At 73.4% G+C, this 25,720-nt stretch carries 24 protein-coding genes; 8 read left to right on the top strand and 16 right to left on the bottom strand.

Features of this window, described 5'->3' with window-relative positions:
- Positions 1-239: 239 nt before the first annotated feature.
- Positions 240-851 carry a response regulator transcription factor gene (locus OG802_RS21540; RefSeq protein ID WP_003948568.1) on the bottom strand — a complete coding sequence of 204 codons (612 nt, stop codon included), beginning with the start codon at positions 849-851 and terminating at the stop codon, positions 240-242.
- A 380-nt stretch (positions 852-1,231) separates the two neighbouring features.
- Here OG802_RS21540 and OG802_RS21535 point away from each other — a divergent pair, with 380 nt between their 5' ends.
- On the top strand, positions 1,232-1,561 hold the full coding sequence (locus OG802_RS21535; protein ID WP_200727482.1) for a WhiB family transcriptional regulator: 330 nt from the start codon (positions 1,232-1,234) through the stop codon (positions 1,559-1,561).
- 288 nt (positions 1,562-1,849) lie between these two features.
- On the opposite strand, the gene OG802_RS21530 is transcribed toward OG802_RS21535, so the two are convergent.
- A complete protein-coding gene (locus OG802_RS21530; protein ID WP_329412787.1) occupies positions 1,850-2,770 on the bottom strand; it encodes a LysR family transcriptional regulator in 921 nt (306 codons plus the stop codon).
- An 80-nt stretch (positions 2,771-2,850) separates the two neighbouring features.
- On the opposite strand from OG802_RS21530, the gene OG802_RS21525 reads away from it, so the two are divergent.
- The 4 genes from OG802_RS21525 to OG802_RS21510 all read left to right on the top strand — a co-directional run bounded on the left by OG802_RS21525 (position 2,851) and on the right by OG802_RS21510 (position 5,984).
- The gene (locus tag OG802_RS21525) at positions 2,851-3,519 is read left to right on the top strand and encodes an MOSC domain-containing protein (RefSeq protein WP_329412785.1); all 669 of its coding nucleotides are present in this window, start codon (positions 2,851-2,853) and stop codon (positions 3,517-3,519) included.
- Between the two features lie 122 nt (positions 3,520-3,641).
- Positions 3,642-4,415, top strand: coding sequence for an SDR family NAD(P)-dependent oxidoreductase (locus tag OG802_RS21520; RefSeq protein WP_329412783.1), 774 nt, complete (start codon positions 3,642-3,644; stop codon positions 4,413-4,415).
- An 89-nt stretch (positions 4,416-4,504) separates the two neighbouring features.
- A complete protein-coding gene (locus tag OG802_RS21515) occupies positions 4,505-5,212 on the top strand; it encodes an ester cyclase (protein WP_329412782.1) in 708 nt (235 codons plus the stop codon).
- A gap of 358 nt (positions 5,213-5,570) precedes the next feature.
- A complete protein-coding gene (locus OG802_RS21510) occupies positions 5,571-5,984 on the top strand; it encodes a hypothetical protein (RefSeq protein ID WP_329412780.1) in 414 nt (137 codons plus the stop codon).
- A 125-nt stretch (positions 5,985-6,109) separates the two neighbouring features.
- Here OG802_RS21510 and groL read toward each other — a convergent pair whose 3' ends face one another.
- The 4 genes from groL to OG802_RS21490 all read right to left on the bottom strand — a co-directional run bounded on the left by groL (position 6,110) and on the right by OG802_RS21490 (position 10,354).
- A complete protein-coding gene (groL, locus tag OG802_RS21505) occupies positions 6,110-7,735 on the bottom strand; it encodes a chaperonin GroEL (RefSeq protein WP_329412778.1) in 1,626 nt (541 codons plus the stop codon).
- 112 nt (positions 7,736-7,847) lie between these two features.
- On the bottom strand, positions 7,848-8,156 hold the full coding sequence (gene groES / locus OG802_RS21500) for a co-chaperone GroES (RefSeq protein WP_329412776.1): 309 nt from the start codon (positions 8,154-8,156) through the stop codon (positions 7,848-7,850).
- Positions 8,157-8,534: 378 nt separating this feature from the next.
- Positions 8,535-9,359, bottom strand: coding sequence for a polysaccharide deacetylase family protein (locus OG802_RS21495; protein ID WP_329412774.1), 825 nt, complete (start codon positions 9,357-9,359; stop codon positions 8,535-8,537).
- Positions 9,356-10,354 carry a polysaccharide deacetylase family protein gene (locus OG802_RS21490; RefSeq protein ID WP_329412772.1) on the bottom strand — a complete coding sequence of 333 codons (999 nt, stop codon included), beginning with the start codon at positions 10,352-10,354 and terminating at the stop codon, positions 9,356-9,358. The genes OG802_RS21495 and OG802_RS21490 overlap by 4 nt, the downstream gene beginning before the upstream one ends.
- Positions 10,355-10,510: 156 nt before the next feature.
- On the opposite strand from OG802_RS21490, the gene OG802_RS21485 reads away from it, so the two are divergent.
- Positions 10,511-11,710: a THUMP-like domain-containing protein gene (locus OG802_RS21485; RefSeq protein WP_329412771.1), complete on the top strand. Its 1,200-nt coding sequence runs from the start codon at positions 10,511-10,513 to the stop codon at positions 11,708-11,710.
- Here OG802_RS21485 and OG802_RS21480 read toward each other — a convergent pair.
- From OG802_RS21480 to OG802_RS21455, 6 genes are all read right to left on the bottom strand, one after another.
- Positions 11,688-13,715 (bottom strand): cell wall-binding repeat-containing protein, encoded by a 2,028-nt coding sequence (locus OG802_RS21480; RefSeq protein WP_329412770.1) that lies wholly within the window; start codon positions 13,713-13,715, stop codon positions 11,688-11,690. The genes OG802_RS21485 and OG802_RS21480 overlap by 23 nt on opposite strands.
- Positions 13,716-13,978: 263 nt before the next feature.
- Positions 13,979-15,331 (bottom strand): RNA polymerase sigma factor, encoded by a 1,353-nt coding sequence (locus OG802_RS21475; protein WP_329412769.1) that lies wholly within the window; start codon positions 15,329-15,331, stop codon positions 13,979-13,981.
- Positions 15,332-15,375: 44 nt separating this feature from the next.
- Positions 15,376-15,732, bottom strand: a complete 357-nt coding sequence (locus OG802_RS21470) for a YciI family protein (RefSeq protein WP_329412768.1) — start codon at positions 15,730-15,732, stop codon at positions 15,376-15,378.
- A gap of 106 nt (positions 15,733-15,838) precedes the next feature.
- Positions 15,839-16,942, bottom strand: coding sequence for an LCP family protein (locus OG802_RS21465; RefSeq protein WP_443055292.1), 1,104 nt, complete (start codon positions 16,940-16,942; stop codon positions 15,839-15,841).
- 174 nt (positions 16,943-17,116) lie between these two features.
- The gene (locus OG802_RS21460; protein WP_329412765.1) at positions 17,117-18,475 is read right to left on the bottom strand and encodes an endo-1,4-beta-xylanase; all 1,359 of its coding nucleotides are present in this window, start codon (positions 18,473-18,475) and stop codon (positions 17,117-17,119) included.
- 184 nt (positions 18,476-18,659) lie between these two features.
- A complete protein-coding gene (locus OG802_RS21455; protein ID WP_329412763.1) occupies positions 18,660-19,718 on the bottom strand; it encodes a LacI family DNA-binding transcriptional regulator in 1,059 nt (352 codons plus the stop codon).
- A gap of 170 nt (positions 19,719-19,888) precedes the next feature.
- On the opposite strand from OG802_RS21455, the gene OG802_RS21450 reads away from it, so the two are divergent.
- Entirely contained in the window at positions 19,889-22,198 is a 2,310-nt protein-coding gene (locus tag OG802_RS21450) for a glycoside hydrolase family 3 N-terminal domain-containing protein (protein WP_329412761.1), read from the top strand.
- Between the two features lie 156 nt (positions 22,199-22,354).
- Here the strand turns inward: OG802_RS21450 and OG802_RS21445 are convergent, their stop codons facing one another.
- The 4 genes from OG802_RS21445 to tsaB are packed head-to-tail and all read right to left on the bottom strand — an operon-like array spanning position 22,355 to position 24,938.
- A complete protein-coding gene (locus OG802_RS21445) occupies positions 22,355-22,618 on the bottom strand; it encodes a hypothetical protein (RefSeq protein ID WP_329412759.1) in 264 nt (87 codons plus the stop codon).
- A gap of 10 nt (positions 22,619-22,628) precedes the next feature.
- On the bottom strand, positions 22,629-23,732 hold the full coding sequence (gene tsaD, locus OG802_RS21440) for a tRNA (adenosine(37)-N6)-threonylcarbamoyltransferase complex transferase subunit TsaD (protein WP_329412758.1): 1,104 nt from the start codon (positions 23,730-23,732) through the stop codon (positions 22,629-22,631).
- A complete protein-coding gene (gene rimI / locus OG802_RS21435) occupies positions 23,725-24,243 on the bottom strand; it encodes a ribosomal protein S18-alanine N-acetyltransferase (protein WP_329417255.1) in 519 nt (172 codons plus the stop codon). The genes tsaD and rimI overlap by 8 nt, the downstream gene beginning before the upstream one ends.
- Positions 24,244-24,284: 41 nt before the next feature.
- A complete protein-coding gene (gene tsaB, locus OG802_RS21430) occupies positions 24,285-24,938 on the bottom strand; it encodes a tRNA (adenosine(37)-N6)-threonylcarbamoyltransferase complex dimerization subunit type 1 TsaB (RefSeq protein ID WP_329412756.1) in 654 nt (217 codons plus the stop codon).
- A 111-nt stretch (positions 24,939-25,049) separates the two neighbouring features.
- Here tsaB and OG802_RS21425 point away from each other — a divergent pair, with 111 nt between their 5' ends.
- The gene (locus tag OG802_RS21425; protein ID WP_329412754.1) at positions 25,050-25,595 is read left to right on the top strand and encodes a hypothetical protein; all 546 of its coding nucleotides are present in this window, start codon (positions 25,050-25,052) and stop codon (positions 25,593-25,595) included.
- Positions 25,596-25,720 lie beyond the last annotated feature (125 nt).

Below are 25,720 nucleotides of genomic sequence, written 5' to 3'. Positions count from 1 at the left end.
GCGGGCGCCCGCCGGGACCCGGCGCCGCTCCCGTCCGCCGTGTGCAGCCGGGAGCTTTCGGCGGGCCCGGGAACCGCCTCTGAGCAGGGAGGTTCGCCCATGAGCCCGCTCTCCTCGATCAATGACCGATGTCACCCCGAACCGGTGCGATCCGCCGGACGGCCCAGGCCCGCCCCGCCCCGGAACACTCCGGGGCCGCGGGCGACGGCACGGCCGACGGCTCCTGCGCCCGGTGCGTCCTAGCGGACGAGTCCCCAGCGGAATCCGAGCGCCACCGCGTGCGCCCGGTCCGAGGCGCCGAGCTTCTTGAACAGCCGTCGGGCGTGCGTCTTGACCGTGTCCTCGGAGAGGAACAGCTCACGGCCGATCTCCGCGTTGGAGCGGCCGTGGCTCATGCCTTCGAGCACCTGGATCTCCCGCGCGGTGAGCGTGGGCGCCGCGCCCATCTCGGCCGACCGCAGCCGGCGCGGGGCGAGCCGCCAGGTCGGGTCGGCGAGGGCCTGGGTAACGGTCGCGCGCAGCTCCGCACGCGAGGCGTCCTTGTGCAGATAGCCCCGGGCGCCGGCGGCGACCGCGAGGGCGACGCCGTCGAGGTCCTCGGCGACGGTCAGCATGATGATGCGCGCCCCGGGGTCGGCGGACAGCAGCCGCCGTACGGTCTCGACGCCGCCCAGGCCGGGCATGCGCACGTCCATCAGAATCAGGTCCGAGCGGTCGGCGCCCCAGCGGCGGAGCACCTCCTCGCCGTTGGCCGCCGTCGTCACGCGCTCGACGCCGGGCACGGTCGCGACCGCGCGGCGAAGCGCCTCTCGGGCAAGCGGGGAGTCGTCGCAGACGAGGACGGATGTCATGGCCGCCCTCCGCAGCTGATGCGCGTCACCTTGTGCCTCCAGGCTGGTACGAATCGTCACCTGTGCGGTCGACCGTCTCGGACGCCTGCCCGAGCGTTCTGTGTTTCCAACCGCCACCGCACTCTCAACGACGGTCACTCGAAAGAGTTACGGGGCCGCGTGCATTCTTCGGCACTCTACGTGAGGGGCCGGACACAGAGGAGTCAGCCACACGGACCCTCAAGCTTTCATCACAACCGGTGCCCCATTCAGCCCCATTTCTTCCCTTTTGCTGGTGTCTGAGGCTAGATTCGCAATGAGTCATATTTTCATCTCCTTAGATCGTAGTTGTACGGTCGTGGGCACCGTATCCGCTCAGAACGGCTACAAGGGGTCACGCAATGGCAGATTTCTCCCGCCTTCCCGGACCGAACGCGGATCTGTGGGACTGGCAGCTCCTGGCTGCCTGCCGCGGAGTGGACAGTTCGCTCTTCTTCCATCCGGAGGGTGAGCGCGGGGCGGCTCGGAGCGCTCGAGAGAACTCGGCCAAGGAGGTCTGCATGAGGTGCCCGGTCCGCGCGCAGTGCGCTGCGCACGCGCTGGCGGTGCGCGAGCCGTACGGGGTGTGGGGCGGGTTGACCGAGGACGAGCGCGAGGAGCTCATGGGGCGGGCGCGCAACCGCCTGGTGTCGGCGTCGTCAGGCGCGGGAGACACCGCATCGAACACATGAAGGAACGTTTCTGCGAAAGCGACCGGAGGAAAGCCGGCCGTTCGCGACCCGGAACCGGGCGCACCCGGCGAATCGGAGGGCACACGCGCGTGTCCTCCGTTTTTCCGTGCCGGGCTTTCCGTACCGCCGCTTCGCGCGCCGCGACCCCGCATGCCGTGGACCCACATGCCACGGCTTCCGTGCCGTGGCTCCCCTGCCGGGGCTTCCCTGCCGCGACTTCCCTGCCGTGGCTTCCCTGCCGCGACTTCCCTGCCGTGGCTTCCCTGCCGTGGCTTCCGTCGCGTGCTGTCAGCGCAGGGCGGCGCGGCCCAGCTGCTCCAGCGTGGCCTTCACCGCCGGCACGTGGGCCAGGTCCGGCAGGGTGAGCGCGACGATCTCCCGCCGCACCGCCGGTTCCAGCGCCACCGCGCGGGCGCCGCGGGGCCGCACCGACTCGACGGCGAGGCCGGGCAGGACGGCGACGCCGAGACCGGCGCCCACCAGGCCGACCACCGCCGGATAGTCGTCGGTCGCGAAGTCGATGCGGGGCGTGAACCCCGCGCGCTCGCACACCTGCACCAACTGGCCCCGGCACCGCGGGCAGCCGGCGATCCACGGCTCGTCGGCGAGGTCGTCGATGGCGACGGAGGCGACGCGCGCGAGGCGGTGCCGCTCGGGCACGAGCGCGACCAGGCGGTCCGTCAGCAACGGGCGCACGACCAGGTCGTCCCATTCGCCCTCGGCGGAGCCGGCCGGGGAGCCGTCGCCCGTGGCGCGCTCGTAGCGGAAGGCGAGGGCGATGTCGCAGTCGCCCTCCCGGAGCAGCTCGACCGAGCGCGGCGGTTCGGCCTCCTCCAGGGAGACCCGGGTGCCGGGGTGGGCGGCGCGCAGCGCGGCGAGGGCGGTGGGCACGAGGGCGGAGCTGCCGCTGGGGAAGGAGACCAGCCTGACCCGGCCCGCGCGCAGTCCCGCGATGGCGGCGACCTCCTCCTCGGCGGCCGTCAGTCCGGACAGGATCCCGACCGCGTGCCGCACGAGGGCCTCGCCCGCCTGGGTGAGCCGCGTCTCGCGGCCGCTGCGGACCAGCAGCGGCGTGCCCACGGACGCCTCCAGGGCCTTCATCTGCTGGCTGACGGCGGGCTGGGTGCAGCCCAGCTCGCGCCCGGCCGCCGAGAAGGAGCCGGTGGCGGCCACGGCGCGCAGCACACGGAGATGACGGGCCTCGATCATCCGTCGAGCATAAGGGACCCTTGGACGGCCGCGCGAATACTGCGTCGACACTTTGACGTCGGATCGCCTACCGTGCCGTCATGAGGCTTCTGTCTGTGAATCTGGGCCGCCCCGAGGCCGTCGCGTACACCAGCCAGCCGCAGGGGCTGACCGGCATCGACAAGCGGCCGGTCGAAGGGCCCGTGCGGGTCTCGGCGCCGGGGCCGAAGGGGGTCGGCGGCAGCGGGCTGGCCGGGGACGCGGTGTGCGAGCTGCGTCATCACGGCGGCGACGACCAGGCGGTGTACGCCTTCGCCCGCGAGGACCTGGACGAGTGGGAGCGCGAGCTGGGGCGCACGCTGGGCAACGGCGCGTTCGGCGAGAACCTCACCACGCGCGGGCTCGACGTGTCGGGCGCGCGGATCGGCGAGCGCTGGCGGATCGGCTCCGACGTGGTGCTGGAGGTCAGCGCCGGGCGGATACCGTGCCTCACCTTCCAGGGGCACCTGGGCGAGAAGCAGTGGGTGAAGCGGTTCACGCGCAAGGCGGCGACGGGGGCATACCTGCGGGTGATCACGCCGGGTGAGATCCGCGCCGGGGACGCGGTGGAGATCGTCCACCTGCCGGACCACGACGTGACGGTCCGTATGCAGTTCCAGGCCGCCACCACGCACCGCGAGCTGCTGCCCCGGCTGCTCGCGGCCGGCGCGGCCCTGCATCCGGAGTCGCTGGCCGCGGCGCGGAAGTACGCGGCCGAGCACGGCGGCTGAACACAGCGGCTGAACCCGGCGGCTGAGCCGTCCTCACGGGCCGGGCGCACACGCGGCCTTCACCTTCGGGAGGCCGCGTGCAGAGGGCGGGGGCCGGGTCCTCGGGTCACTAACCTTGCGCCATGACAACGGCTCTCATCACGGGTTCGACCGCGGGCATCGGCGCCGCGTTCGCCCGCAGACTGGCGGCGGACGGGCATGATCTCGTCCTCGTGGCGCGGGACACCAGGCGGCTGCGCGAGCAGGCGACCGAGTTGCACGACCGGCACGGCGTCGAGGTGGAGGTGCTGACCGCGGACCTCGCCACGGACCAGGGCATCGAAGCGGTGGCCGCCCGCCTCGGGGAGCGCAGGAAGCCTGTCGACCTGCTGGTCAACAACGCCGGCTTCGGCAACAAGGGCCGCTACCTCGACGTGTCCATGGCCGACGAGCTGAAGATGCTCAAGGTGCACTGCGAGGCCGTGCTGCGGCTGACGTCCGCGGCGACGGCGGCGATGCGCGAGCGCGGGCGCGGCGGGGTGGTCAACGTGGCGTCCGTGGCGGCCTTCGTTCCGCGCGGGACGTACGGGGCGTCCAAGGCGTGGGTCGTGCAGTTCACGCAGGGCGTGGCGAAGGACCTCGCGGGCAGCGGGGTGCGGCTGATGGCGCTGTGCCCGGGGTTCGTGCGCACGGAGTTCCACGAGCGGGCCGGGATGGGCACGGACAACATCCCGGGCTGGATGTGGCTGGACGCGGACAAGCTGGTCGCGGCGGCGCTGGACGACCTCGCGCGCGGGAAGTCCCTGTCGATCCCGGACCCGCGCTACAAGGTGCTGATGGGTCTGGCGAAGGTCGCCCCGCGGTCCCTGCTGGGCGGGATCAGCTCCAGGACGGGTCGCAAGTACGGCCCGCAGTGACGCCCGCGGCGGTCGAGGGGTGACATGGACGCTCCGGTGGGAAAATGGGACCGGACGGGACCGGACCCAGGGGGGCCGGAGGCGGCGTCATGACGTTCGTACAGCTCATCGACTGCAGGACCAGCCGGTTCGACGAGATGGACCGGCTGATGGACATGTGGGTCGAACAGACCCAAGGGAAGCGGACCGCGACGCACGCGGTCGTCGCCAAGGACCGCTCCGACGAGTCGCACTTCATCGAGATCGTGGAGTTCCCGTCGTACGAGGAGGCGATGCGCAACTCCAACCTCCCCGAGACCGGAAAGGTCTTCCAGGAGCTGGTCGCCCTGTGCGACGAGATGCCGACGTTCACGGATCTCGACGTCGTACGGGACGAGCAGCTGTACGCGCGGACGGCACGGCTGTTCTTCGAGACGATCGGCACGCGGGACGAGCTGCCCCCGCTCGACGGGCTGATCGCCGAGGAGTACCACTCCCACGATCCGGCCAACCCGCAGGACACCATGGGGATGGACGCGATGCGGCGGGAGATCGAGGGGTGGCGCACCGGCTTCGACCTCGCCTTCGCGCTCGACGACCAGATCGCCCAGGACGACCGGGTGTGCAACCGCTGGACCTGGCGCGGCCGCCACAAGGGCGACTTCATGGGGATCCCGGCCACCGGCAGGGACGTCACGATGACCGGGACGACCGTCTTCCGCTGCCGGGAGGACGGAAAGATCGTCGAGAGCTGGTGGCAGTACGACCGACTCGGCCTGATGGACCAGCTGGGGGCGCTGGACGCGCTGGAGCGGTAGCGGTCCGGCGGCCGCGGGAGCGGCGGCCGCCCGCCGGGGCCCGACGCCTCCTGTCTGCGGGGCGCCGGGCCCCGGTCACGGCCTCGACGGCTTCGTCCGGGCGCCCGTTCCCGGTCCTTGCCCGTCCCCGGAAGCGTCCGCCCGCTGTCCAAGTAACATGCGACCGGCCCCGGTTCGGAGCGGTCGCCCCGAAACACGACGCCCCCGCCGGGCCAGGGTCTCGCAGGCACCGGCGGGGACGTCTCCCGGGACGACGAGGAGAACGGGTGACGATCCGACGTGGTGCCCGCCTGACAGCGGCGCTGGCTACCGCCCTCCTCTTCGTCGCGTGCTCCGGATCCGGCCAGGACGCTCACCGGTGACCGAGGGACGCGACTGGCGATGGGACGAGGAGGCCGGCGCCTCCGAAGCGGCCGCGTTCATGAACGTGGCAATACCGGAGGGCGCCGCACAGACCAAGGGCGCCGTCCAGCTGAATCCGCAGGAGGACGTCTACCTCCTCACCTTCGTCACCAGTGAGAAGACCGCCGAGGACATCGCGGAGGACCTCCGCTCCGGAGAGCCCTTGCACGTGAGGAAGGGCGATTCCGCCGAAGGGGAATGTTTCGCGCATCTGGGGCTGCCGGAGCCGCAGACGTTGAAGGGAGCGCGCTGGGCCGGGGTCTGCCCTCCCTGCGTGCACGACGACCGCCGCGGGAAGGTGCAGTGGATCGACATCTACGTCGAGACGCTGGGCACCGATCGGGCGCGGGTCTGTCTCCAGGCGTTCTGAGCGCTCGCGCGAACCGAGGAAGGACCCGAGGACACGACGGAACGCACCCCCCGCACGCCGAAGCCCGGCGTCCCCGTCGGTCGGGGGGCCGGGCTTCGGTTGGTGCCGGGGGTGCTGACCAGGTGTCAGTGGGAGTGGCCGTGGGAGTGGCCGCCGGCGGCCGGCTCCTCCTCTTCCTTCTTCTCGACGACGAGGGTCTCGGTCGTCAGGAGGAGGGAGGCGATGGAGGCGGCGTTCTCCAGGGCGGAGCGGGTGACCTTGACCGGGTCGATGACGCCGGCCTTGACGAGGTCGCCGTACTCGCCGGTGGCGGCGTTGAAGCCCTGGCCCTTGTCCAGCTCGGCCACCTTGGCGGTGATGACGTAGCCCTCGAGGCCCGCGTTCTCGGCGATCCAGCGCAGCGGCTCGACGACGGCGCGGCGGACGACGGCGACACCGGTGGCCTCGTCGCCGGTCTTGTCCAGGCCGCCCTCCAGCACCTTGGCGGCGTGGACGAGAGCGGAACCGCCACCGGAGACGATGCCCTCCTCGACCGCGGCGCGGGTCGCGGAGATGGCGTCCTCGAGACGGTGCTTCTTCTCCTTCAGCTCCACCTCGGTGGCGGCGCCGACCTTGATCACGCACACGCCGCCGGCCAGCTTCGCGAGGCGCTCCTGGAGCTTCTCGCGGTCCCAGTCGGAGTCGGTGTTCTCGATCTCGGCCTTGATCTGGGCGATGCGGCCCACGACGTCCTCGGAGTTGCCGCCGCCGTCGACGAGGGTGGTGTCGTCCTTGGTGACGGTGACGCGGCGCGCGGAGCCGAGCACGTCGATGCCGACCTGGTCGAGCTTGAGGCCGACCTCTTCGGAGATGACGGTGGCGCCGGTGAGGACGGCCATGTCCTGGAGCATCGCCTTGCGGCGGTCGCCGAAGCCGGGGGCCTTGACCGCGACCGCGTTGAAGGTGCCGCGGATCTTGTTGACGACGAGGGTGGAGAGCGCCTCGCCCTCCAGGTCCTCGGCGATGATCAGCAGCGGCTTGGAGGAGTTGGTCTGGATGACCTTCTCCAGCAGCGGCAGCAGGTCGGCGATCGAGGAGATCTTGCCCTGGTTGATGAGGATGTAGGGGTCCTCGAGGACGGCCTCCATGCGCTCCTGGTCCGTCACGAAGTACGGCGACAGGTAGCCCTTGTCGAAGGCCATGCCCTCGGTGAAGTCCAGCTCCAGACCGAAGGTGTTGGACTCCTCGACGGTGATGACGCCGTCCTTGCCGACCTTGTCCATCGCCTCGGCGATCAGCTCGCCGACCTGCGTGTCCTGCGCGGACAGCGCGGCGACGGCGGCGATGTCCGCCTTGTCGTCGATCGGGCGGGCGGTCGCGAGGAGCTCCTCGGACACGGCCTTGACGGCGGCGTCGATACCCTTCTTCAGGGCGGCCGGGGAGGCGCCCGCGGCGACGTTGCGCAGGCCCTCGCGCACGAGCGCCTGCGCGAGCACGGTGGCGGTGGTCGTACCGTCGCCCGCGATGTCGTTGGTCTTGGTCGCCACCTCCTTCACCAGCTGCGCGCCGAGGTTCTCGTACGGGTCCTCGAGCTCGACCTCGCGGGCGATCGTGACACCGTCGTTGGTGATGGTGGGGGCGCCGAACTTCTTGTCGATGACGACGTTGCGGCCCTTGGGGCCGATCGTCACCTTGACGGTGTCGGCAAGCTTGTTGACGCCGCGCTCAAGGGCGCGACGGGCGTCCTCGTCGAACTTCAGGATCTTCGCCATGGGAGCGGTTCAGCCCTCTCGGAAAGCGTGGGAGAAACGAACTGCGCCCCCAGCGCCCGGCTGCATGGAGTAGCGGGGGCCAGGGGCGCAGTTCACTGCAAAACTCGGTGAATTACTTCTCGATGATCGCGAGAACGTCGCGAGCCGAGAGGACGAGGTACTCCTCGCCGTTGTACTTCACCTCGGTGCCGCCGTACTTGCTGTACAGGACGACATCGCCGACCTTGACGTCGAGCGGCAGGCGGTCGCCGTTCTCGAAGCGACCCGGACCGACCGCGAGGACGGCGCCCTCCTGGGGCTTCTCCTTCGCGGTGTCCGGGATGACCAGGCCAGAGGCGGTGGTCTGTTCGGCGTCGAGCGGCTGGACCACGATGCGGTCCTCGAGCGGCTTGATGGCAACCTTGGAGCTGGTGGTCGTCACGATCCGACCTCCCCCTTCGGAGATCTCACGGGGTTAACTGTCTGAGGTGGCGACCAGGTGGATCCGTCGTCGCGGGTGCCGGATCTGCCCGTCGCTGTGTTGGCACTCTCCAGTGGTGAGTGCCAGACCCGAGACTATGACCGCGATTAGCACTCGGTCAAGCGGAGTGCCAATGCAGGCGGCGCGGCGGCCGACTTTTCCGCTCATGTGAGTGCCCTCGTCGCCCTGTGTCCGCGTGGGCCCGCACCGTGGGCTGCCGCCCCCGGGCCCCCGCTTCGGCCTGCTTCGGCCCTGGACGGGCCTCGTCCTCCAGCGCCGGACGTGCCGCGTCCTCAAGCGCCGGACGGGCTGACTTTCTCCGGCCGGCGCGGCAACCGGTCACGGCGCCGGCTGGACGTAGTACTCCAGGCGGGCCACCGTCAGGTGCTCGTGCTGGATCTGCCGCAGGAGCCGCGTCGTGCGGTCGCGCAGGGACGGTCCCGGCGACTCGTCCGGGGCGACGGCGATGACGTCGCCGGGGCTGAGGCGGTGGGGGCCGTGGGAGTAGGAGAGGCCCGTGGGGCCCATCGCGGCCCGCCACAGGACGAGCGCGGCGATGCCGCAGTCGGCGGCGGCGCGCCGGGTGGTGGCGTCGTAGGCGCCGTAGGGCGGGCGGAGGAGGCGCGGGCGCAGACCGAACCGGGCGCGCAGCTTGTCCTGCTGGCCGCAGATCTCGGCGCGCTGGCCGGCGTACGGCAGACCGCGCAGGGCCGGGTGGTCGAGCGTGTGGTTCTGGATGCTCGCGCCCACCGACTGCAACCGGGCGAAGTGCGCGTACCCCGGGCCGACCACGCTGTCGGTGAGGAACATGGTGACCGGCAGGCGCAGTTCGCGGACCATGTCGACGAAGCGCGGGTCGCGTTCGGCGCCGTCGTCGTAGGTCAGGAAGACGACCCGGTCGGCGGTGGGGACGTGGTCGAGGACCGGCGGCAGGGCCGTTCCCGGGCTGCCGGGCAGGGGGCGGGCGGGGTGGGACGGCGCGGCGGCCGGCGGAGCCGTCAGGCCCCAGCGGCGGTAGGGGGCCGGGGCGGCCTCGTGCACCCGGTCGGCGGCCTTTCTGCCCAGTCGCTCGATGGGGTCGACGGACTGGGCGCAGCCGGTCAGGGCCGCCAGGATCAGTGCGACGGCCGTCAGCGCGACGGCCGTCAGCGCGCGCGCCCTCACAGGTAGTCCTCCAGCCGGGCCACCGCGTAGCCCTTCGCCGTGACCTTGTCCAGGAAGCGGCGGACCATGTCGGGCATCGTGCCCTTCCAGTCGCCGCGGCCGCGGAAGTGGGTGAGGACGATGTCGCCGGGGTGCAGGTCCTGGTCCTCCTCGCGGTACTCCCAGTGGTCGACGAAGACCTCCTCGTCCCACAGCGGGGCGTAGCGCACGCCGCAGGACTTCGCGGCCCGCAGGGTGTCCTGGTTGTAGTTGCCGTACGGCGGCCTGAGGTACGCGGGGCGCTCGCCGTACTGCTTGCGCATCACCTCCTGCATGCCGCAGATCTCGTGCTTCTGGCGGGCGTAGGAGAGGCCGGGCAGGTAGAGGTGGTGGAGGGTGTGGTTGTTCAGGCTCACCCCCAGGTCGCGCATCTTCTTGAAGTAGCCGTAGTCGTCCTTGATCAGGTAGTCGCTGAGGAAGGCGGTGTACGGGACCTTCAGCTCGCTCATCATGCGCAGGAACGCCGGGTCCTTCTCGGCGCCGTCGTCGACGGTGAGGAAGACGACCTTGTCGTCGGTCGGGATCGAGGTGAAGACCGGCGGCAGGCCGAGCTCCTCGTGGTCGTCGACCTCGAAGCCCTTGCGGGTGGTGATCTCCGGCTTGCGGGCGGGCGGCGGCGGGGGCGTCAGCGGGACCTTGCGCAGCCCCCAGTGCCGCGCCGCGGCGACCCTGGCCCGCTCGGCGGCGCGGAGCCGGCCGGCGTACGCGTGCAGGGCGCGGGCGGGCGGCGCCTGCGGGGGCGCGGCCTTCTGGGCCTGCTGGCCGGGTGCGGGGCGGATCGCGCCGCCGGCGCCTCCGCCGCCCGTGCAGCCGGACGCCAGGGCGGACAGCGCGAGGACGAGGAGCGCGCCCCGGATTCCCGTACGGCCGCGCTCTCGCCGGACTCCCGTACGTCCACACCGGCGCGGCCTCTGAGAACAACCGCGGTTGTCATCATCTTGTACGACAGGTCCCATGGCGCCGGATCCTCGCAGTCGCCGTCCGGGAACCCGGACCGACACCGCCGCCGGACCCCGACCATCCACCGACTGGCCCACAGGGACCGCCGGCCGGCCCGCCCGGCGCCGGAGCCCCGTGACCGGCGGGGCGGGCCCTTGGCCGACAATGGCGGGGTGAACGACCTCGCTCCGCTGCTCACCGCCGAAGGCCAGGCCCTCCTCGACGCGGTGCGCGGCATCGCGCCCGCCGACGAACTCGCCGTCGCCACCCGGCTGCGCCGCGAGCACCCGGCCGGCCTGGTGTCGGCGGCCATCGGCCAGGCCGGGCTGCGCCGGCGGGCGGCCGTGAAGTTCGGGGCCGAGGACGCGGACCGCATGTTCTTCACGGCGAACGGCGTGGAGCAGTCGACGCGGGCCGCCGTCGCCGGCTACCGGGCCGCGCGGATGCGGGCGCTCGGCGTGACCTCCGTCGCCGACCTGTGCTGCGGGATCGGCGGCGACGCGATCGCGTTCGCCCGCGCCGGGATCCGGGTGCTGGCCGTGGACCGGGATCCGGTCACCGCCCAGGCGGCCCGCTTCAACGCCGAGGCGCTGGGGCTGGGCGAGCTGATCGAGGTGCGCGAGGCGGACGTCACCGAAGTGGACGCCGGCGGCTACGACGCCGTGTTCGTCGATCCCGCGCGCCGGGGCGGACGCGGACGCGTCTTCGACCCCGAGGCCTACTCGCCGCCGCTGTCCTGGGCGGTCGGAGCCGCCCTCGCCGCGCCCCGCGCCGCCCTGAAGATCGCGCCCGGCGTGCCGCACGAGGCGATCCCGGCCGAGGCCGAGGCCGAGTGGATCTCGGACGGCGGAGACGTGAAGGAGGCGGTGCTGTGGTTCGGCGCCGGCGAGCCCGGAGCCGTCCGGGCCACCCTGCTGCCGGGGCCGCGCACGCTGCTCGGCGGCGGTCTGCCGGACCCGCGCGTGCGGCCGGTCGGCAGGTACCTGTACGAGCCCGACGGCGCGGTGGTCCGCGCCCATCTGGTCGCCGACGTGGCTCGGGAGGTCGGCGGCGGGCTGATCGACGAGACCATCGCCTACGTCACCGCCGACGCCCTGCTTCCCACGCCGTTCGCCACCGCCTACGAGATCACCGACCGGCTTCCCTTCAACGTCAAGAAGCTGAAGGCCCTGCTGCGGGACCGCGGGGTCGGCATCCTGACCGTGAAGAAGCGGGGCTCGGCGGTCGAGCCGGAGGAACTGCGCCGCAAGGTGCTCTCCAAGGACCGCGGGCCGCACTCGGCGACGGTCTTCCTGACCCGTGTGGCGGGGGCGCCGACGATGCTCGTCGGCGCCCCCCCCGGGCCGGCCGCTACTGCCGGTGGAGCGTCCTGAGCGACGCCAGGTCCGGCCGCGCGCCGGCCGGCGCGGGGCGCGGCGCCGCGACGGCGGGCCCGGCGGCGGGCCGGTCGCCGTCGCCGCCCAGCGCGAAGGCGCTCTGGCCCGCGCGCGCCGGGATGACGCCGTCGTAGTACGGGCGGTACTCGAAGTACCTGCCGCCCGCGCTGATCGCGGCTCCCACCGTGTTCAGCTCCGTTCCCGTGACCCCGCCGGTCGGGCCGAAGGCCACCGTGAAGTCCACGCCCGCCGACTCCCGCCGCAGGTAGCCGCCGATCTCGCTCGACAGGGCGGGCCGGGCGGTCCACAGCAGGGGCCCGAACACGTTCATCGCCGCTGCCGCGGAGACCCCGTCGCGCCAGGCGCCGGTGTGGGCGAGGGCGGTCTGGCCGGGCGCCGCCCACCAGAACTTCGCGATGGCCACCGAGATCGCCGCGTCCGTGCCGCCCGTGATCGGGTAGTACGAGTACGTCGACGGCCAACGCGGGTAACTGCCGTGAAGAAGCGCGTACTTGGCCGCCGCTCCCACCGTGATGACCATGGTCCGGTCCGGGTTCAGGCTGTTGAGGTACGCCTTCACCGACGCGGTGAGGGTCTTGCCGTTGGTGAGCACGACGCCGCCGGCGGCGTCCGCGCCGTCCGCGCCGGCCGCCGAGGCCGCCGCGAGGGCCGCCCGGTACTCGGAGCCGCCGGCCAGGAACACGTACTTCGGGCTCGGGGCGATGGCCTTCGCCACGGCCACCGAGGTCGCGTAGCGGTCCGCGCCGGACACCCGCTTCACCGCGTAGCCGAGCGTCTTCAGCTGGGTGGCGACCGGACCGTTGAGGACGGCCGTGCCGCCCACCAGGTACACGGTCGAACCGGGCCGCACCGCGCGCTTCAGCTCCCGCCTGACGGGCGCGGACAGCCCCGTCTTCGGGGTCATCAGCACCGGCCCCCGCTTCTTGCCGGCCAGGGCGGGCGCGGTGAGGGCGTACGACGGGTCGTCACGGTTGACGAGCACCGCGGACTTGGCGTTCATCAGGCCCGGCACGTTCTGGCCCACGGTGTTCCAGGTCCAGCGGGAGGACGCGATGTTGGTGGAGTAGGCGTCGGCGCCCCAGACCCGGCCGACGCCGTTCTTGCGCAGCGGCTGCCAGCTGGGGTTGCTTCCCGCCGCCCGGTCCCCGACCCTGGTCAGCTCGCCGGTGGACAGGTCGACGTACTCCGTGGTGTGCACGTCGTCGGCCTGCGCCGAGGTGTGGGCGTCGAAGACGATGCGGGCGCCGGTCGGCGACCAGGACGGGTTGGCGAACCGCCGGGGCCCGCTGGTGCGCTGGCGGACGTCGGTGCCGTCGGCGTTCGCGGTGAAGATCTGCGGCGCGCCGTCGACCTTCCGCACGAAGGCCAGTCGGGTGCCGTCGGGCGAGTAGGCGGGCTGCCCGGCGTCGGTCAGGACGCGCTGGACGGTCCTGGCGGCCGAGTCGTAGACGAAGACGCCCCCGTAGTCGCGGCAGCCCTGGGCGCCGCGCTCGAACGCGACCTGGCCCTGCGGGTTCACCGTCGGGTCGGTGTCGCAGACGCCGGCCGGCTCCAGGCTCTCCGGCAGCAGCGGGCCGGGCGCACCCGAGCCGTCGGAGAGGCCGTAGGCGAGCTGGCCGTTGCTGGAGAAGACGAGGTAACGGCCGCCCCACCAGAACGTCAGGTCCTGGTAGGACGGGGTCGAGCGCATGCCCTGCGCCGGCGGCAGCGCGAGCTTGTCGGAGCCGTCGGGGCGGACGCTGCGCCAGGCGGAGACGATGCGGCTGCCGTCCGGCGCCCAGGTGGCGTGGGCTCCCACGTTCGGGACGTGGAGCACCGTGCCGGTGGTCGGATTGGTCAGGGTGCCGCCGTCGGTCAGGACGGCTCCCTCGGTGCCGGGCCAGGGCCCGGCGTCGTCGGCGGCGGCGCCCGGCGCGGTGGCCAGCGAACCCATCGCGGCGAGCACCGCCGCGGTGGCGAGCACCGCGGCACGGCGGCGCATGAACGATCTCAAGTGATGGACCCCCCGGTCACATGTCGTCAGAAGCGCGCCGCGAGCGGGCGGGGCCGGCGTCCTCGGAGAGTCCCCCGGTCCGGGGCCGACCGCACAGCCCTCTCACAGCGGCCCCGCCACAGTACCGCTCAACTGCCCTGCGGGAGAACAGAGTTACGAGTGAACGGACAGTCAAGCGCCGCTCCCGCCCCCGGCGGTCTCCGCTCCCGCCCCCGGCGGTCTCCGCTCCCGTCCCCGGCGGTCCGCCGCTCTCAGGCCCGGCAGTCCGCCGCGCGGGTCAGGAGCAGGTCCCGCTCGCGTTCGTTGCCCGCCAGCCCCGCCGCGCGCTCGAACTCGGCCGCGGCCTCCGCCGGGCAGCCCAGGCGCAGCAGCAGGTCGCCGCGGACGCTGGGCAGGAGGTGGTACCCGCTCAGGGACGGCTCGCCGGCGAGGCCGTCGACGATCTCCAGTGCGGGCGCCGGCCCGTCGGCCATCGACACGGCCACGGCGCGGTTGAGCTCGACGACCGGGGACGGGGCGCGGGCGGCCAGCAGGCCGTACAGGGTGGCGATGGCCGCCCAGTCGGTGTCCTCGTAGGCCGGGGCGTGGACGTGGCAGGCGGCCACGGCGGCCTGGAGGGCGTAGGGGCCGGGGGCCCGGCCGGACTGCGCGGCGCCGGCCCGATCCAGGGCGGCGATGCCCCGGGCGAGGAGCCTCCTGTCCCAGCGGCGGCGGTCCTGGTCCGCCAGCAGGACGGGCGAGCCGTCGGGGGCCGTGCGGGCGGGCGCGCGGGACGCCTGGAACTCCAGGAGCGCGGCCAGCGCGTGGACCTCGGGCTCCTTCGGCATCAGGGCCGCCAGCTGCCGGGCGAGCCGCAGCGCGTCCTCGCACAGCGCCGGGCGCAGCCAGTCGTCGCCGGCGGTGGCCGCGTACCCCTCGTTGAAGATCAGGTAGATCACGTCCAGGACCGAGCCGAGCCGGGCATCGCGGTCGGGTCCGTACGGCACCTCGAAGGCGACGTTCCTGGTGGCCAGGGTCTTCTTCGCGCGGACGATGCGCTGGGCCACGGTCGGCTCGGGGACCAGGAAGGCGCGGGCGATCTCGGGCGTGCTCAGACCGCCGAGCAGTCGCAGCGTGAGGGCGGTGCGGGCCTCGGCGGACAGCACCGGGTGGCAGGCGGTGAAGACGAGCCTGAGCAGGTCGTCGTCGATGTCGTCGGGGTCCGCGGGCTCCTCGGGCGGGGCGGTCGCGGCGGGCAGGTCGCGGCCGATCTCCCGGAGCTTGCGGGCGTAGTTCTCGCGGCGGCGGACCAGATCGACGGCGCGGTGGCGGGCGGCCGCCGTGAGCCAGGCCCCGGGCTTGTCCGGCACGCCGTCGCGCGGCCACTGCTCCAGTGCCGCCACCAGCGCGTCCTGGGCCAGCTCCTCGGCGATCCCCACGTCCCGCACGACCCGGGCGACGGCCGCGACGACGCGGGGGTACTCCAGCCGGAACACGGTCTCGATGGCGCCCCGGGGATCCGGATCGGTCCGGGGGTCCGGGGCGGGGGCCGCGCTGCGGTCCGCGGCCGGGGCCGCGCCGCGGTCCGGGGCGGGCGGGGGGTTCGAGGGGGGCTGTGGGTCCACAGCTCCCCATCGAACACCCGCCGGGCGTCCGGGCCAAGGAAGGCTCAGCCCTCCGCGATCTCCCGCACCTCGCAGGTCACGGTCCAGAAGTCCTCGTGGACCCTGAGGAACCGCTTGGTCCACTCGACGGCCTCGGCCCGGTCCTTGCACTGCATGATCGCGTAGCCGCCGACGGCCTCCTTGGTCTCCGCGAAGGGTCCGTCGGTGACGGAGATCCGGCCGCCCTCGTAGCGCACGCGGACGCCCTGCCCGGTCGGGGTCAGCCCGGCGGTCTCCAGCATCACGCCGGCCTTGGTGATCTCCTCGATCAGCTCGCCCATGCGCTGCATCAGCTCGGGGCTGGGGCCCTCCTCGGGCGCGCTGTTCTCGTCGATCCGCACGAGCGACAGGTAGCGGGGCATGGTGACTCCTCGGGTCCGGTGAGCCGGGTCCTTCCCGGCCTCTCACTCCTGCGTCGAACGGGAGCGGGTCGGATCGACACCCGGCCCGGATCCTTTTCCGACGGGTTCAGCGCAGCGACTTCCACAGTGCGCTCGCGGCCGGCTCACGGGCCACCACCCGGTTGGGATCGGAGGGGGCCGCCGCCACGGGCATGGTGAGCGTCCTGACGCGGCCGGGCGACAGCCCCTTCAGGCTCCGGCCGAGTTCCGCCAGCTCGCCCAGCGAGTCCAGACCGGTGTCGGTGGTGAGGCTGCCGGTGGCCGCGTCGGCGACCGCGTACAGCCGGACGGGGTCGGTGAGGAGGCCGGCCGCGGTGATCCGCTCCAGCAGGGCCTTCACGAGCTTCTGCTGGAGGCCTATGCGGCCGAGGTCGCTGCCGTCGCCTATGCCGTGCCGGGTGCGGGCCAGGGCGAGGGCGCGGGCGCCGTCCAGGTGGTGGACGCCGGCCGCGAGACGCAGGTGGCTGTCCTCGTCGTCGATGTCCTCGTCGGTGGTGACGGTGACCCCGCCGAGCGCGTCCACCAGCTCGGCGAAGCCGGAGAAGTCGACCTCGACGTAGTGGTCCATGCGGACGCCGGTGAGCGACTCGACCGTCTTGACGGCGCAGACGGGGCCGCCGACCGCGTAGGCGGTGTTGAACATCGCGCCGTAGGCCACGCTCGTCGATCCGCCGCCGGGCAGCGGGCAGGCGGGCCGGGTGACGAGGGTGTCGCGCGGGATGCTGACGACGGTGGCCGTCGTGCGGCCCGCGTCGACGTGCACGACCATCGCGGTGTCGGAGCGCGCGCCGGTGCTGTCGCCGCCGCCGAGTTCCCGGTTCTCCTCGCCGCTGCGCGAGTCCGAGCCGAGCACCAGGATGTTCACGGCCCCGGTGGGCGCGGGCGAGGCGGACGCCGAGCCGGACGGGGTGGGCGTCGCGACCGCCTTCGCCGGACGGTCGTCGCCGAGGGCGTTGTCGATGTCGACGCTCTCGATGTTGCCGTCGAGCCGCCAGTAGGCCCAGGCCGCGGTCCCGAGGCCCGCCACCAGGGCGGCGGCCAGTGCGACACCGGCGGCCTTCAGCGCTCCCGGCCGGAGCCCCGCCCGTCCGTCCACCCGTCCGCCCGCCCCTTCTCCCGCCCGTCCGCCCGCCCGTCCGACCGCATCGCCCTGCTCCTCGTGTCGCGTCACGACAGGAACGTAAGTCCGAATCATGAGCGGACTGTCAGGACCGCGGCCCGACGGCGGACTTCTCGGGGAAATCTCATCTCCCGAACCTCCGCGGACGCCCCCGGGACCGACCCGGCGTCACCGTCGGCCCCGCGTCACCGTCGGCCCAGCGTCACCGTCAGCCCAGCGTCACCGTCAGCCCAGCGTCACCGTCGGGGCCGGATTGCTGCCGCTCCAGCTCGCGTTGAAGCCGAAGCTCACCGAACCGCCGTCCGGGACACTCCCGTTGTAGGGGGCGTTCACGCAGGTCACGGTCGCCCCGGACTGGGTGCAGTCGGCGTTCCAGGCCTGGGTGATCCGCTGGCCCGCGCCGTAGGTCCAGGTCGCCTTCCAGGACGACAGGGCGGCACCCGAGCAGGAGATCGTCACGTTGCCGGTGAAGCCGGTGTTCCACTGGCTGCCCACGGCGTACGCCGCCGTGCACGCGCCGGTCGGCGGAGGTGTCGTGGCGCCGCCCAGCGCCTCCGCGATGCCGTGATACGCGGGTTTCGGCGCGTAGTTCGCGTCGTACGGCGTCGCCGCCCCCTCCCCCGGGAACGTGCTCTCCACCCAGGAGTCGGAGTCGGTGAAGCCCCACACGGTGAGGTTCACACAGCGCGTGACCGCCACGCAGGCCGCGGTCACCGCCTGGTAGTCGGCCTTCTGCCGGGCCAGCTTGGCGCTGTCCGGCGGCAGCGTCATCCGGACGTCCAGCTCGGTGATCGCCACGTCGACGCCGAGGTCGGCGAAGCGCTGGATGTTCTGCTGGAGGGTGGACGGGACCTGGCCGAGGACGAGGTGGGCCTGGAGGCCGACGCCGTCGATCGGGACCCCCCGCGCCTTCAGCGACCTGACCAGGTCGTAGAGGGCGGTGCTCTTCGCGTTGACGCCCTCGACGTTGTAGTCGTTGATGTAGAGCTTCGCGGCCGGATCGGCGGCCCGCGCCCAGGTCAGGGCGTTGGCGATGTAGTCCGCGCCGAGGCCCTGGTACCAGAGGGTCGGGCGGTAGGTCCCGTCCTCGTTGAAGGCCTCGTTGACGACGTCCCAGGCGGCGATCCTGCCCTTGTAGCGGCCGACCTCGGTGTCGATGTGGTTCCGGAGCAGGGTGCTCAGCCGGTCGGGGGTCCAGCTGCCGCCGGTCAGCCAGTTCGGGTTCTGGTTGTGCCAGACCAGGGTGTGGCCGCGCACCTGCTGGCCGTGCGCCTGGGCGAAGGCCACGATCTGGTCGGCCTCCGTCCAGTCGAAGACGCCCTGGGACGGCTCCACCGAGCCCCACTTCATGGCGTTGCCCGGGGTCAGCGAGGAGAACTGCGCCGCGGCGACGTCGCCGTAGGTCCCGGTGAGCTTGGAGCCGGTGACCGCGGTGCCGACGATCTTGCCCTTGGCGGCGCCGAGATCGCGCAGCGGGGAGTCCGCGGCGTGCGCCGCCGCTCCGCTCAGAAGGGCGCCGACGGTGGCCGCTCCGGCGACCAGGGCGGCGAGACGTGTCCGTGCCGGGGAACTGGAGGATCTCATGCAGGTGCCTCCGAAAGTTTCGGTCGTTCAACCGATTGACTGCGGAGGAGTGTGGGCGTGGGTGCCACACCCGTCAATACGTCAACTTCCGGCCACGCCCCCCACACCACCCGCACTCCGCCCCCGGTCCGGCCCTCCCGGGGCCCCGGCCCGGCACTCCCGACGCCCTCGTCCGGCCCCCGGTCTATCCGGCCGGCGGCGCGCCGGTGCTGGTGCGCACCACCAGGCTGGTCGCCAGTTCCACCCGGGTCGCCGTCGGCGCCTCCCGCGACGTCGACCGGGCCAGTTCGAGGACCAGCCGGGCGGCCGCCTCGGCCATCTCCGTCAGGGGCTGGCGCACGGTCGTCAGCGGCGGACCCACCCAGCGGGCCACCGGCAGATCGTCGAAGCCGACCACGCTGACGTCCTCCGGGATGCGCAGCCCCAGCTCACGCGCGGCCTCGTAGAAGCCGAGGGCCTGGAGGTCGTTGCCCGCGAAGACGGCGGTGGGCCGGTCGGGGCGGTCGAGGAGCTCGCGGCCGAGGCGGTAGCCGGTCTCGTGATGGAAGTCGCCGGTCTTGATCAGCGCCTGGTCCACCGGCAGCCCGGCCGTCTCCAGGGCGGCCCGGTAGCCGTCGATGCGGGCCCGGCTGCACATCATCTGCGACGGCCCGGTGATCGCCCCGATCCGCCGGTGCCCCAGCTCGACCAGGTGCCGGGTGGCGGCGAGACCGCCCTGCCAGTTCGTCGCCCCGATGGACGGCACGTCGGCGCCCGGGTCGCCCGCCGGATCCATCACCACGAACGGGATGGACCGGCTGGTCAGCAGCGCCCGCTGGGACTCGTCCAGCCCGGACAGCACCAGCACGACGCCGTGGGGGCGGCGGGCGGCGACCTGGTCGGCCCAGGTCCGTCCGGGTGTGAGCCGTCCCGCGCTCTCGCTCAGCACCACGCTCAGCCCGGCGTCCCGCGCCACGTTCTCCACGCCCCGGATGACCTCCATCGCCCAGGCGCTCTCGAGTTCGTGGAAGACCACGTCGATCAGGGGCGAGCGGGTCGCCTCGGCCCGGCGGCGCCGGTAGCCGTGGGCGCGCAGCAGTTCCTCGACGCGGGTGCGGGTGCCGGGGGCGACGTCCGCCCGGCCGTTGAGGACCTTCGAAACAGTCGGTGCCGATACGCCGGCCTCGCGGGCGATCTCCGCGAGGGTCGCGGTCTGCGTCGGCCGCGCTTCTGTCCGCGTTTCCGCGGGCTCCGAGGGTGTCATGGCGGCGATCGTATCGCCACGCGACCTCTTGACGAACCTGGTAGGACGCCATAGGTTCCCGGAACATTCGAAGTACAGCTCGAAACATTCGTACAAGCTTATACGAGCTGGTACAGGATCCCCGGATTCGCTGGCCCTCTGGTGGCTCACCGACCTCTGACAGGAGTTTCATGACCACCGCCCCCTGGCGTGACCCCGCCCTGCCCGCCGCCGCCCGCGTGGACGACCTCCTCTCACGGATGACCCTGGAGGAGAAGACCGCCCAGCTGTACGGCGTGTGGGTGGGCGCCGCGACGGACGGCGACGGAGTCGCCCCCCACCAGCACGACATGATCGCCGACCCCGCCGAGGACTACGACGAGCTGATCGCCCGCGGGCTCGGCCAGCTGACCCGTTCCTTCGGCACCGCGCCCGTGGAGCCCGGCCTCGGCGCCCGCGCCCTGGCCCGGGCCCAGCGGCAGATCGCGGCCGCGGGCCGCTTCGGCATCCCGGCGGTCGCGCACGAGGAGTGCCTGGCGGGCTTCACCGCCTGGCGGGCCACCGCCTATCCGGTGCCGCTGGCCTGGGGCGCCGCCTTCGACCCGCCGCTCGTGGAGGAGATGGGCCGCGCGATCGGCCGCGATCTGCGCGCGGTGGGCGTCCACCAGGGACTGGCCCCCGTCCTGGACGTCGTCCGCGACCCGCGCTGGGGACGGGTCGAGGAGACGATCGGCGAGGACCCGTACCTGGTGGGCACGGTCGGCACGGCCTATGTGCGCGGCCTCGAGTCGGCCGGGGTGGTCGCCACCCTCAAGCACTTCGCCGGGTACGCCTCCTCGGCCGGGGCCCGCAACCTGGCCCCGGTGCGGGCGGGCACCCGGGAGTTCGCGGACGTGACGCTGCCGCCCTTCGAGATGGCGCTGCGCGAGGGCGGCGCCCGCTCGGTGATGGCGGCCTACACCGAACGCGACGGCGTCCCGGCCTCCGCCGACCCCGAACTGCTGACCCGGCTGCTGCGGGAGGAGTGGGGCTTCACCGGCACGGTCGTCGCCGACTACTTCGGCATCGGCTTCCTCCAGACCCTGCACCGGGTGGCCGGCACCGACGCGCAGACCGCCGCCCTCGCCCTGAACGCCGGCGTCGACGTCGAGCTGCCCACGGTGAAGTACTACGGCTCCTCGCTGGTCGCGGCCGTCCGCGCGGGCGAGGTGGCGGAGGAGCTGGTGGACCGGGCGGCCCGCCGGGTGCTCGTCCAGAAGTGCGAGCTGGGCCTGCTCGACGAGGACTGGCGGCCCGAGACCTCCGAGTCGGTCGACCTCGACCCGACCGGGAACCGGGTGCTGGCCCGCCGGCTGGCGGAGGAGTCGGTGGTCCTGCTGGACAATCCCGACGCGCTGCTCCCGCTCGCCCCCGACACCCGCGTCGCGGTGATCGGGCCGCGGGCGGCGGACGCGCTGGCGATGCTCGGCTGCTACTCCTTCCCCTCCCATGTCCTGCCGCACCACCCCGGGGTGGAGACGGGCATCGAGATCCCGACCCTGCTGGAGTCGCTGCGGACCGAACTGCCGGACGCGAAGGTGACGTTCGCCGAGGGCTGCGGGGTCTCCGACCCGGACCCGTCCGGCTTCACCGAGGCCATCGCGCGCGCGGCGGAGGCCGACGTGTGCGTGGCCGTCCTCGGCGACCGCGCGGGCCTCTTCGGCCGGGGCACCTCGGGCGAGGGCTGCGACGTGGCCGACCTCAGCCTGCCGGGCGTCCAGGGCGAGCTGCTGGACGCGCTGGTGGCCACGGGCGTCCCGGTCGTCCTCGTCCTGCTCACCGGCCGCCCCTACGCGCTGGGCCGCTGGCACGGGCGGCTCGGTGCGGTCGTGCAGGCGTTCTTCCCGGGCGAGGAGGGCGGACCGGCGGTGGCGGGCGTGCTGTCGGGCCGGGTGAACCCCTCGGGCCGCCTCCCGGTGAGCGTGCCGCGCGTGCCGGGCGGCCAGCCCTGGACGTACCTCCAGCCGCCGCTGGGCCTGGCGGGCGAGGTCAGCAGCCTGGACCCGACCCCGCTGTACGCCTTCGGCCACGGGCGCGCGTACACGGAGTTCGCCTGGGAGGACTTCACCGGCGCGGAGGCGGAGATCGGGACCGACGGCTCCTGCGAGGCCGCCGTGACCGTCCGCAACACCGGCGGCCGGGCGGGCACGGAGGTCGTGCAGCTGTATCTGCACGACCCGGTGGCGAGCGTGACGCGTCCCGACGTCCGGCTGATCGGCTACCGCCGGCTGGAGCTGGCTGCGGGCGGGTCGGCGCGGGTCGTGTTCCGCTTCCACGCCGACCTGTCGGCGTTCACCGACCGCGACGGCCGGCGGATCGTCGAACCCGGGGAGCTGGAACTGCGGCTGGCGGCCTCCAGCGCGGACGTGCGCGAGGTGGCCCGGGTGCGGCTGACCGGGCCGGTGCGCGAGGTCGGCGTGGAGCGGCGGCTGCACTGCGACGTGGAGGTCGTGCCCGCCTGAGGCACGGCCGCACCGGCGCCGGCGGACCGACCTCCGCCGGCCCCCGCCGCCGTCATCCGGGCCGGCCCTGGCCGCCTCGCAGGCAGGCGCAGGCACGCGCAGGCAGGTGGAGAGACACGCGAAGACGCGCGGAGCCACGCGGACTGGCGGCGGTCGTCAGTGCTCGTCGGCCACCGGCTCGAACCGCCACCGGTGCACCGTCCTGGTCACCAGTTCCCCGTCGGGCTCGGGCAGTTCGGGGAGTCCGGCGTCGTCGTACCCGGCGTCCCACCAGGTGATCACCAGCACCCGGTCCTGCGGGGCCCGGAAGGTCTCGCGGCGCAGCGGCCGCGGCGACAGCTCCTGCGCCAGCGCCCACGCCAGCAGTTCCGCCCCCCGCCCGGCGGCCGCGCGGGCCTCCCACATCAGCGCGACGCTCATGACGCGATCCTCATGAGTACAGGTTGTCCTTGGCCGTCTCGTGCACGTGGTCGTGGTCGTGCGCGTGCGGGCTGCCCGGCACGTGCGGCTCGGTCACCGGCAGCGAGGAGTCCGCCGACAGGTCCCAGTCCGACGCGGCCCGCCCCCGGGCCACCATCTCCGCGCCGAGCGCCGCCACCATCGCGCCGTTGTCGGTGCACAGCTTGGGCCGCGGCACGCGCAGCCGGATGCCGGCGGCCTCGCAGCGCTCCTGGGCCAGCGCCCGCAGCCGCGTGTTGGCCGCCACGCCGCCGCCGATCATGAGGTGGTCGACGCCCTCGTCCTTGCAGGCCCGCACGGCCTTGCGGGTGAGGACGTCGACGACCGCCTCCTGGAAGGAGGCCGCCACGTCCCGCACCGGCACGTCCTCGCCCGCCGCCCGCTTCGCCTCGATCCAGCGGGCGACCGACGTCTTCAGCCCGGAGAAGGAGAAGTCGTACGCGGGGTCGCGCGGGCCGGTGAGGCCGCGCGGGAACGCGATGGCCGCCGGGTCGCCCTCGCGCGCGTAGCGGTCGATGACCGGGCCGCCGGGGAAGCCCAGGTTCAGCACGCGGGCGATCTTGTCGAAGGCCTCGCCCGCCGCGTCGTCGATGGTCGCGCCCATGGGACGGACGTCGGAGGTGATGTCGGTGGACAGCAGCAGGGAGGAGTGGCCGCCGGACACCAGCAGGGCCATCGTCGGCTCGGGCAGCGCGCCGTGCTCCAGCTGGTCCACGCAGATGTGCGAGGCGAGGTGGTTCACGCCGTAGAGGGGCTTGCCGAGGGCGTAGGCGTACGCCTTCGCCGCCGAGACGCCGACCAGCAGCGCGCCGGCGAGTCCGGGGCCGGCCGTGACCGCGACGCCGTCGAGGTCCTTCGGGCTCACCCCCGCTTCCTTCAGCGCCCGGTGGATGGTCGGCGCCATCGCCTCCAGGTGGGCCCGGGAGGCCACCTCGGGCACGACCCCGCCGAAGCGGGCGTGCTCGTCGACGCTGGAGGCGATCGCGTCCGCCAGCAGGGTCGTGCCGCGCACGACGCCGACGCCGGTCTCGTCGCAGGAGGTCTCGATCCCCAGTACGAGGGGTTCGTCAGCCATGGGTCTCGGTTCCTTGTGTTCCGGCTACGGATGTCGTCGGGTCGGTCAGGCGCATCACCAGGGCGTCCACGTTCCCCGGCTGGTAGTAGCCGCGGCGGAAGCCGATGGCCTCGAAGCCGAAGCGCTCGTAGAGCTTCTGGGCGCGGATGTTGTCGATCCGGCACTCCAGCATGACCTCGGCGCACTCGAACGAGGTCGCCGCCCGCAGCAGTTCGGTGAGCAGCCGGCCGCCGAGACCGGTGCCCCAGTGGTCGCGGGCGACGGCGATGGTCTGGACGTCGGCGAGGTCCCCGGCGGCGGCCAGGCCCGCGTACCCGACGATCCGCCCGGCGGCGCCCCCGCCCTCGCCGTCGCGGCGGTCGCCGTGGTCGACGGCGACGAGGTAGCGCCGGGTCGCCTCCGGGCCGCGGGCGTGGGCCAGGTCGGACCAGAACATGCCCCGCGACCAGGCGTCCTCGGGGAAGAGGTCCTTCTCCAGTTCCAGCACGGGCTCGATGTCCCACCAGCGCATCTCGCGCAGCACGGGCTGTCCGGGCGGGTTGACGGTGTCGGTCACTTGGGGGTGACCACCTTGTAGTTCTTCGGCACCTGGGCGTCCGGCCGGCGCAGGTACATCGGGCGCGGGGCGGGGAGTTCCTCGCCCGCGGCCAGCCGCTCGGCGGCGAGGCCCGCGAGCGCCGCGGCGCTGACGTGCTCGGGCTCGTGCGCGTCGGGGAAGGCGTCCGGGTACAGCAGCGCGCCCGCGCCGACGGCGGGCAGTCCGGCCACCTCGTCGGCGATGTCCGCGGGCCGGTCCACGGCGGGGTCCGAGAGCCGCGTGCGGGAATCGGCGTAGCGGGCCCAGTAGACCTCCTTGCGGCGGGCGTCGGTCGCCACGACGAACGGCCGGCGCAGGCCGGACGCGTACGCGAGCCCGTCGAGCGTGCACAGGCCGTGCACGGGGACGCCGAGCGCGAGTCCGAAGGTGTCGGCGGTCATCAGGCCGACGCGCAGTCCGGTGTAGGGGCCGGGGCCGACGCCGACGACGATCCCGGTGACGGCGTCGAGCCGGAGCCCGGCGCCGGCGAGCAGCCGGTCGACGGCCGGCAGCAGCAGCTCACCGTGGCGGCGCGCGTCCACCTGGGCGGAGGAGGCGACGACGTCCGTGCCGTCGTGCAGCGCGACGGTGACGGCGGGGGTGGCGGTATCCAGAGCGAGCAAGAGCACGCAAACAGCCTACGGCTCCCGTGCCCCGGAAACGGCCGCACCGGCCGAACGTCCGATCACTGCTAACGTCGCCGCGAAACGTGACGTACAGGACAGACGGGACGGTCGGCCATGCCAAGCAACAGCTCGACTTTCGTGGCCGGGCTCACCGCGGCGGCCCTCGCGGCGGTCGGGTTCCTCGGCTACCAGGCGTCGGCGAACGCGCCCGCCGACCTGGGCGGGCGGCAGAGCGGCGGGGCCCCGGCGAACGGGACGCACCAGGACCGGCGGAACCCGGCCGCGCTGCCCGCAGGCTCCGGCGCCGGCGAGCGGGTGGTCTACTCGCTGGCCGGCGACCGGGTGTGGCTGGTCGGGCCGGGCGACGCGGTCACGCGCACGTTCAGGGTCGCGCCGGGCAGCGTGGACCCGCTGCCGGGCAGGTACGTCGTCACCTCCCGCTCGGGCGCCGTCACCGGCACCGACGGCACCCCCATCGAGCACGTCGTGCGCTTCACCACCGAGCAGGGGGCGACGATCGGCTTCAGCGCGGCGCTGGACGGCTCGATGCCGGAGCCGGACCCGACGGTGCGGACGGGCGGCATCCGGGAGACCGTCGCGGACGGCGCCGCGATGTGGACGTTCGCGACGATCGGACGCGGGGTCGTCGTCGTCCCGTAGAAGGACCGCGGATGGCCGCGGGGAGCGGGACCACGGGAAGGACTCCCGGCGGACGCCCGTGAGTGACCCGTAGGAGTGATCCTCGGGCTCCCCGGACCTGCGGGCCGCTGGCCTGAGGCCTCGGG

Source organism: Streptomyces sp. NBC_00704, from assembly GCF_036226605.1.
Classification (GTDB): Bacteria; Actinomycetota; Actinomycetes; order Streptomycetales; family Streptomycetaceae; genus Streptomyces.
Note: the sequence above shows the minus strand (reverse complement) of the source record. Positions and strands in the feature narration are given on the sequence as shown.

Bases quoted from the DNA above. Each gene is read 5' to 3' on its own strand.
- OG802_RS21480 (WP_329412770.1), bottom strand. From the start codon at position 13,715: ATGCGCCGCCGTGCCGCGGTGCTCGCCACCGCGGCGGTGCTCGCCGCG.
- OG802_RS21540 (WP_003948568.1), bottom strand. From the start codon at position 851: ATGACATCCGTCCTCGTCTGCGACGACTCCCCGCTTGCCCGAGAGGCG.
- OG802_RS21515 (WP_329412782.1), top strand. From the start codon at position 4,505: ATGACGTTCGTACAGCTCATCGACTGCAGGACCAGCCGGTTCGACGAG.
- OG802_RS21455 (WP_329412763.1), bottom strand. From the start codon at position 19,718: ATGACACCCTCGGAGCCCGCGGAAACGCGGACAGAAGCGCGGCCGACG.
- rimI (WP_329417255.1), bottom strand. From the start codon at position 24,243: ATGCGCTGGTGGGACATCGAGCCCGTGCTGGAACTGGAGAAGGACCTC.
- OG802_RS21490 (WP_329412772.1), bottom strand. From the start codon at position 10,354: ATGGGACCTGTCGTACAAGATGATGACAACCGCGGTTGTTCTCAGAGG.
- OG802_RS21525 (WP_329412785.1), top strand. From the start codon at position 2,851: ATGAGGCTTCTGTCTGTGAATCTGGGCCGCCCCGAGGCCGTCGCGTAC.
- OG802_RS21460 (WP_329412765.1), bottom strand. From the start codon at position 18,475: ATGAGATCCTCCAGTTCCCCGGCACGGACACGTCTCGCCGCCCTGGTC.
- tsaD (WP_329412758.1), bottom strand. From the start codon at position 23,732: ATGGCTGACGAACCCCTCGTACTGGGGATCGAGACCTCCTGCGACGAG.
- OG802_RS21530 (WP_329412787.1), bottom strand. From the start codon at position 2,770: ATGATCGAGGCCCGTCATCTCCGTGTGCTGCGCGCCGTGGCCGCCACC.
- OG802_RS21445 (WP_329412759.1), bottom strand. From the start codon at position 22,618: ATGAGCGTCGCGCTGATGTGGGAGGCCCGCGCGGCCGCCGGGCGGGGG.
- OG802_RS21450 (WP_329412761.1), top strand. From the start codon at position 19,889: ATGACCACCGCCCCCTGGCGTGACCCCGCCCTGCCCGCCGCCGCCCGC.
- OG802_RS21520 (WP_329412783.1), top strand. From the start codon at position 3,642: ATGACAACGGCTCTCATCACGGGTTCGACCGCGGGCATCGGCGCCGCG.
- OG802_RS21535 (WP_200727482.1), top strand. From the start codon at position 1,232: ATGGCAGATTTCTCCCGCCTTCCCGGACCGAACGCGGATCTGTGGGAC.
- groL (WP_329412778.1), bottom strand. From the start codon at position 7,735: ATGGCGAAGATCCTGAAGTTCGACGAGGACGCCCGTCGCGCCCTTGAG.
- OG802_RS21425 (WP_329412754.1), top strand. From the start codon at position 25,050: ATGCCAAGCAACAGCTCGACTTTCGTGGCCGGGCTCACCGCGGCGGCC.
- OG802_RS21470 (WP_329412768.1), bottom strand. From the start codon at position 15,732: ATGCCCCGCTACCTGTCGCTCGTGCGGATCGACGAGAACAGCGCGCCC.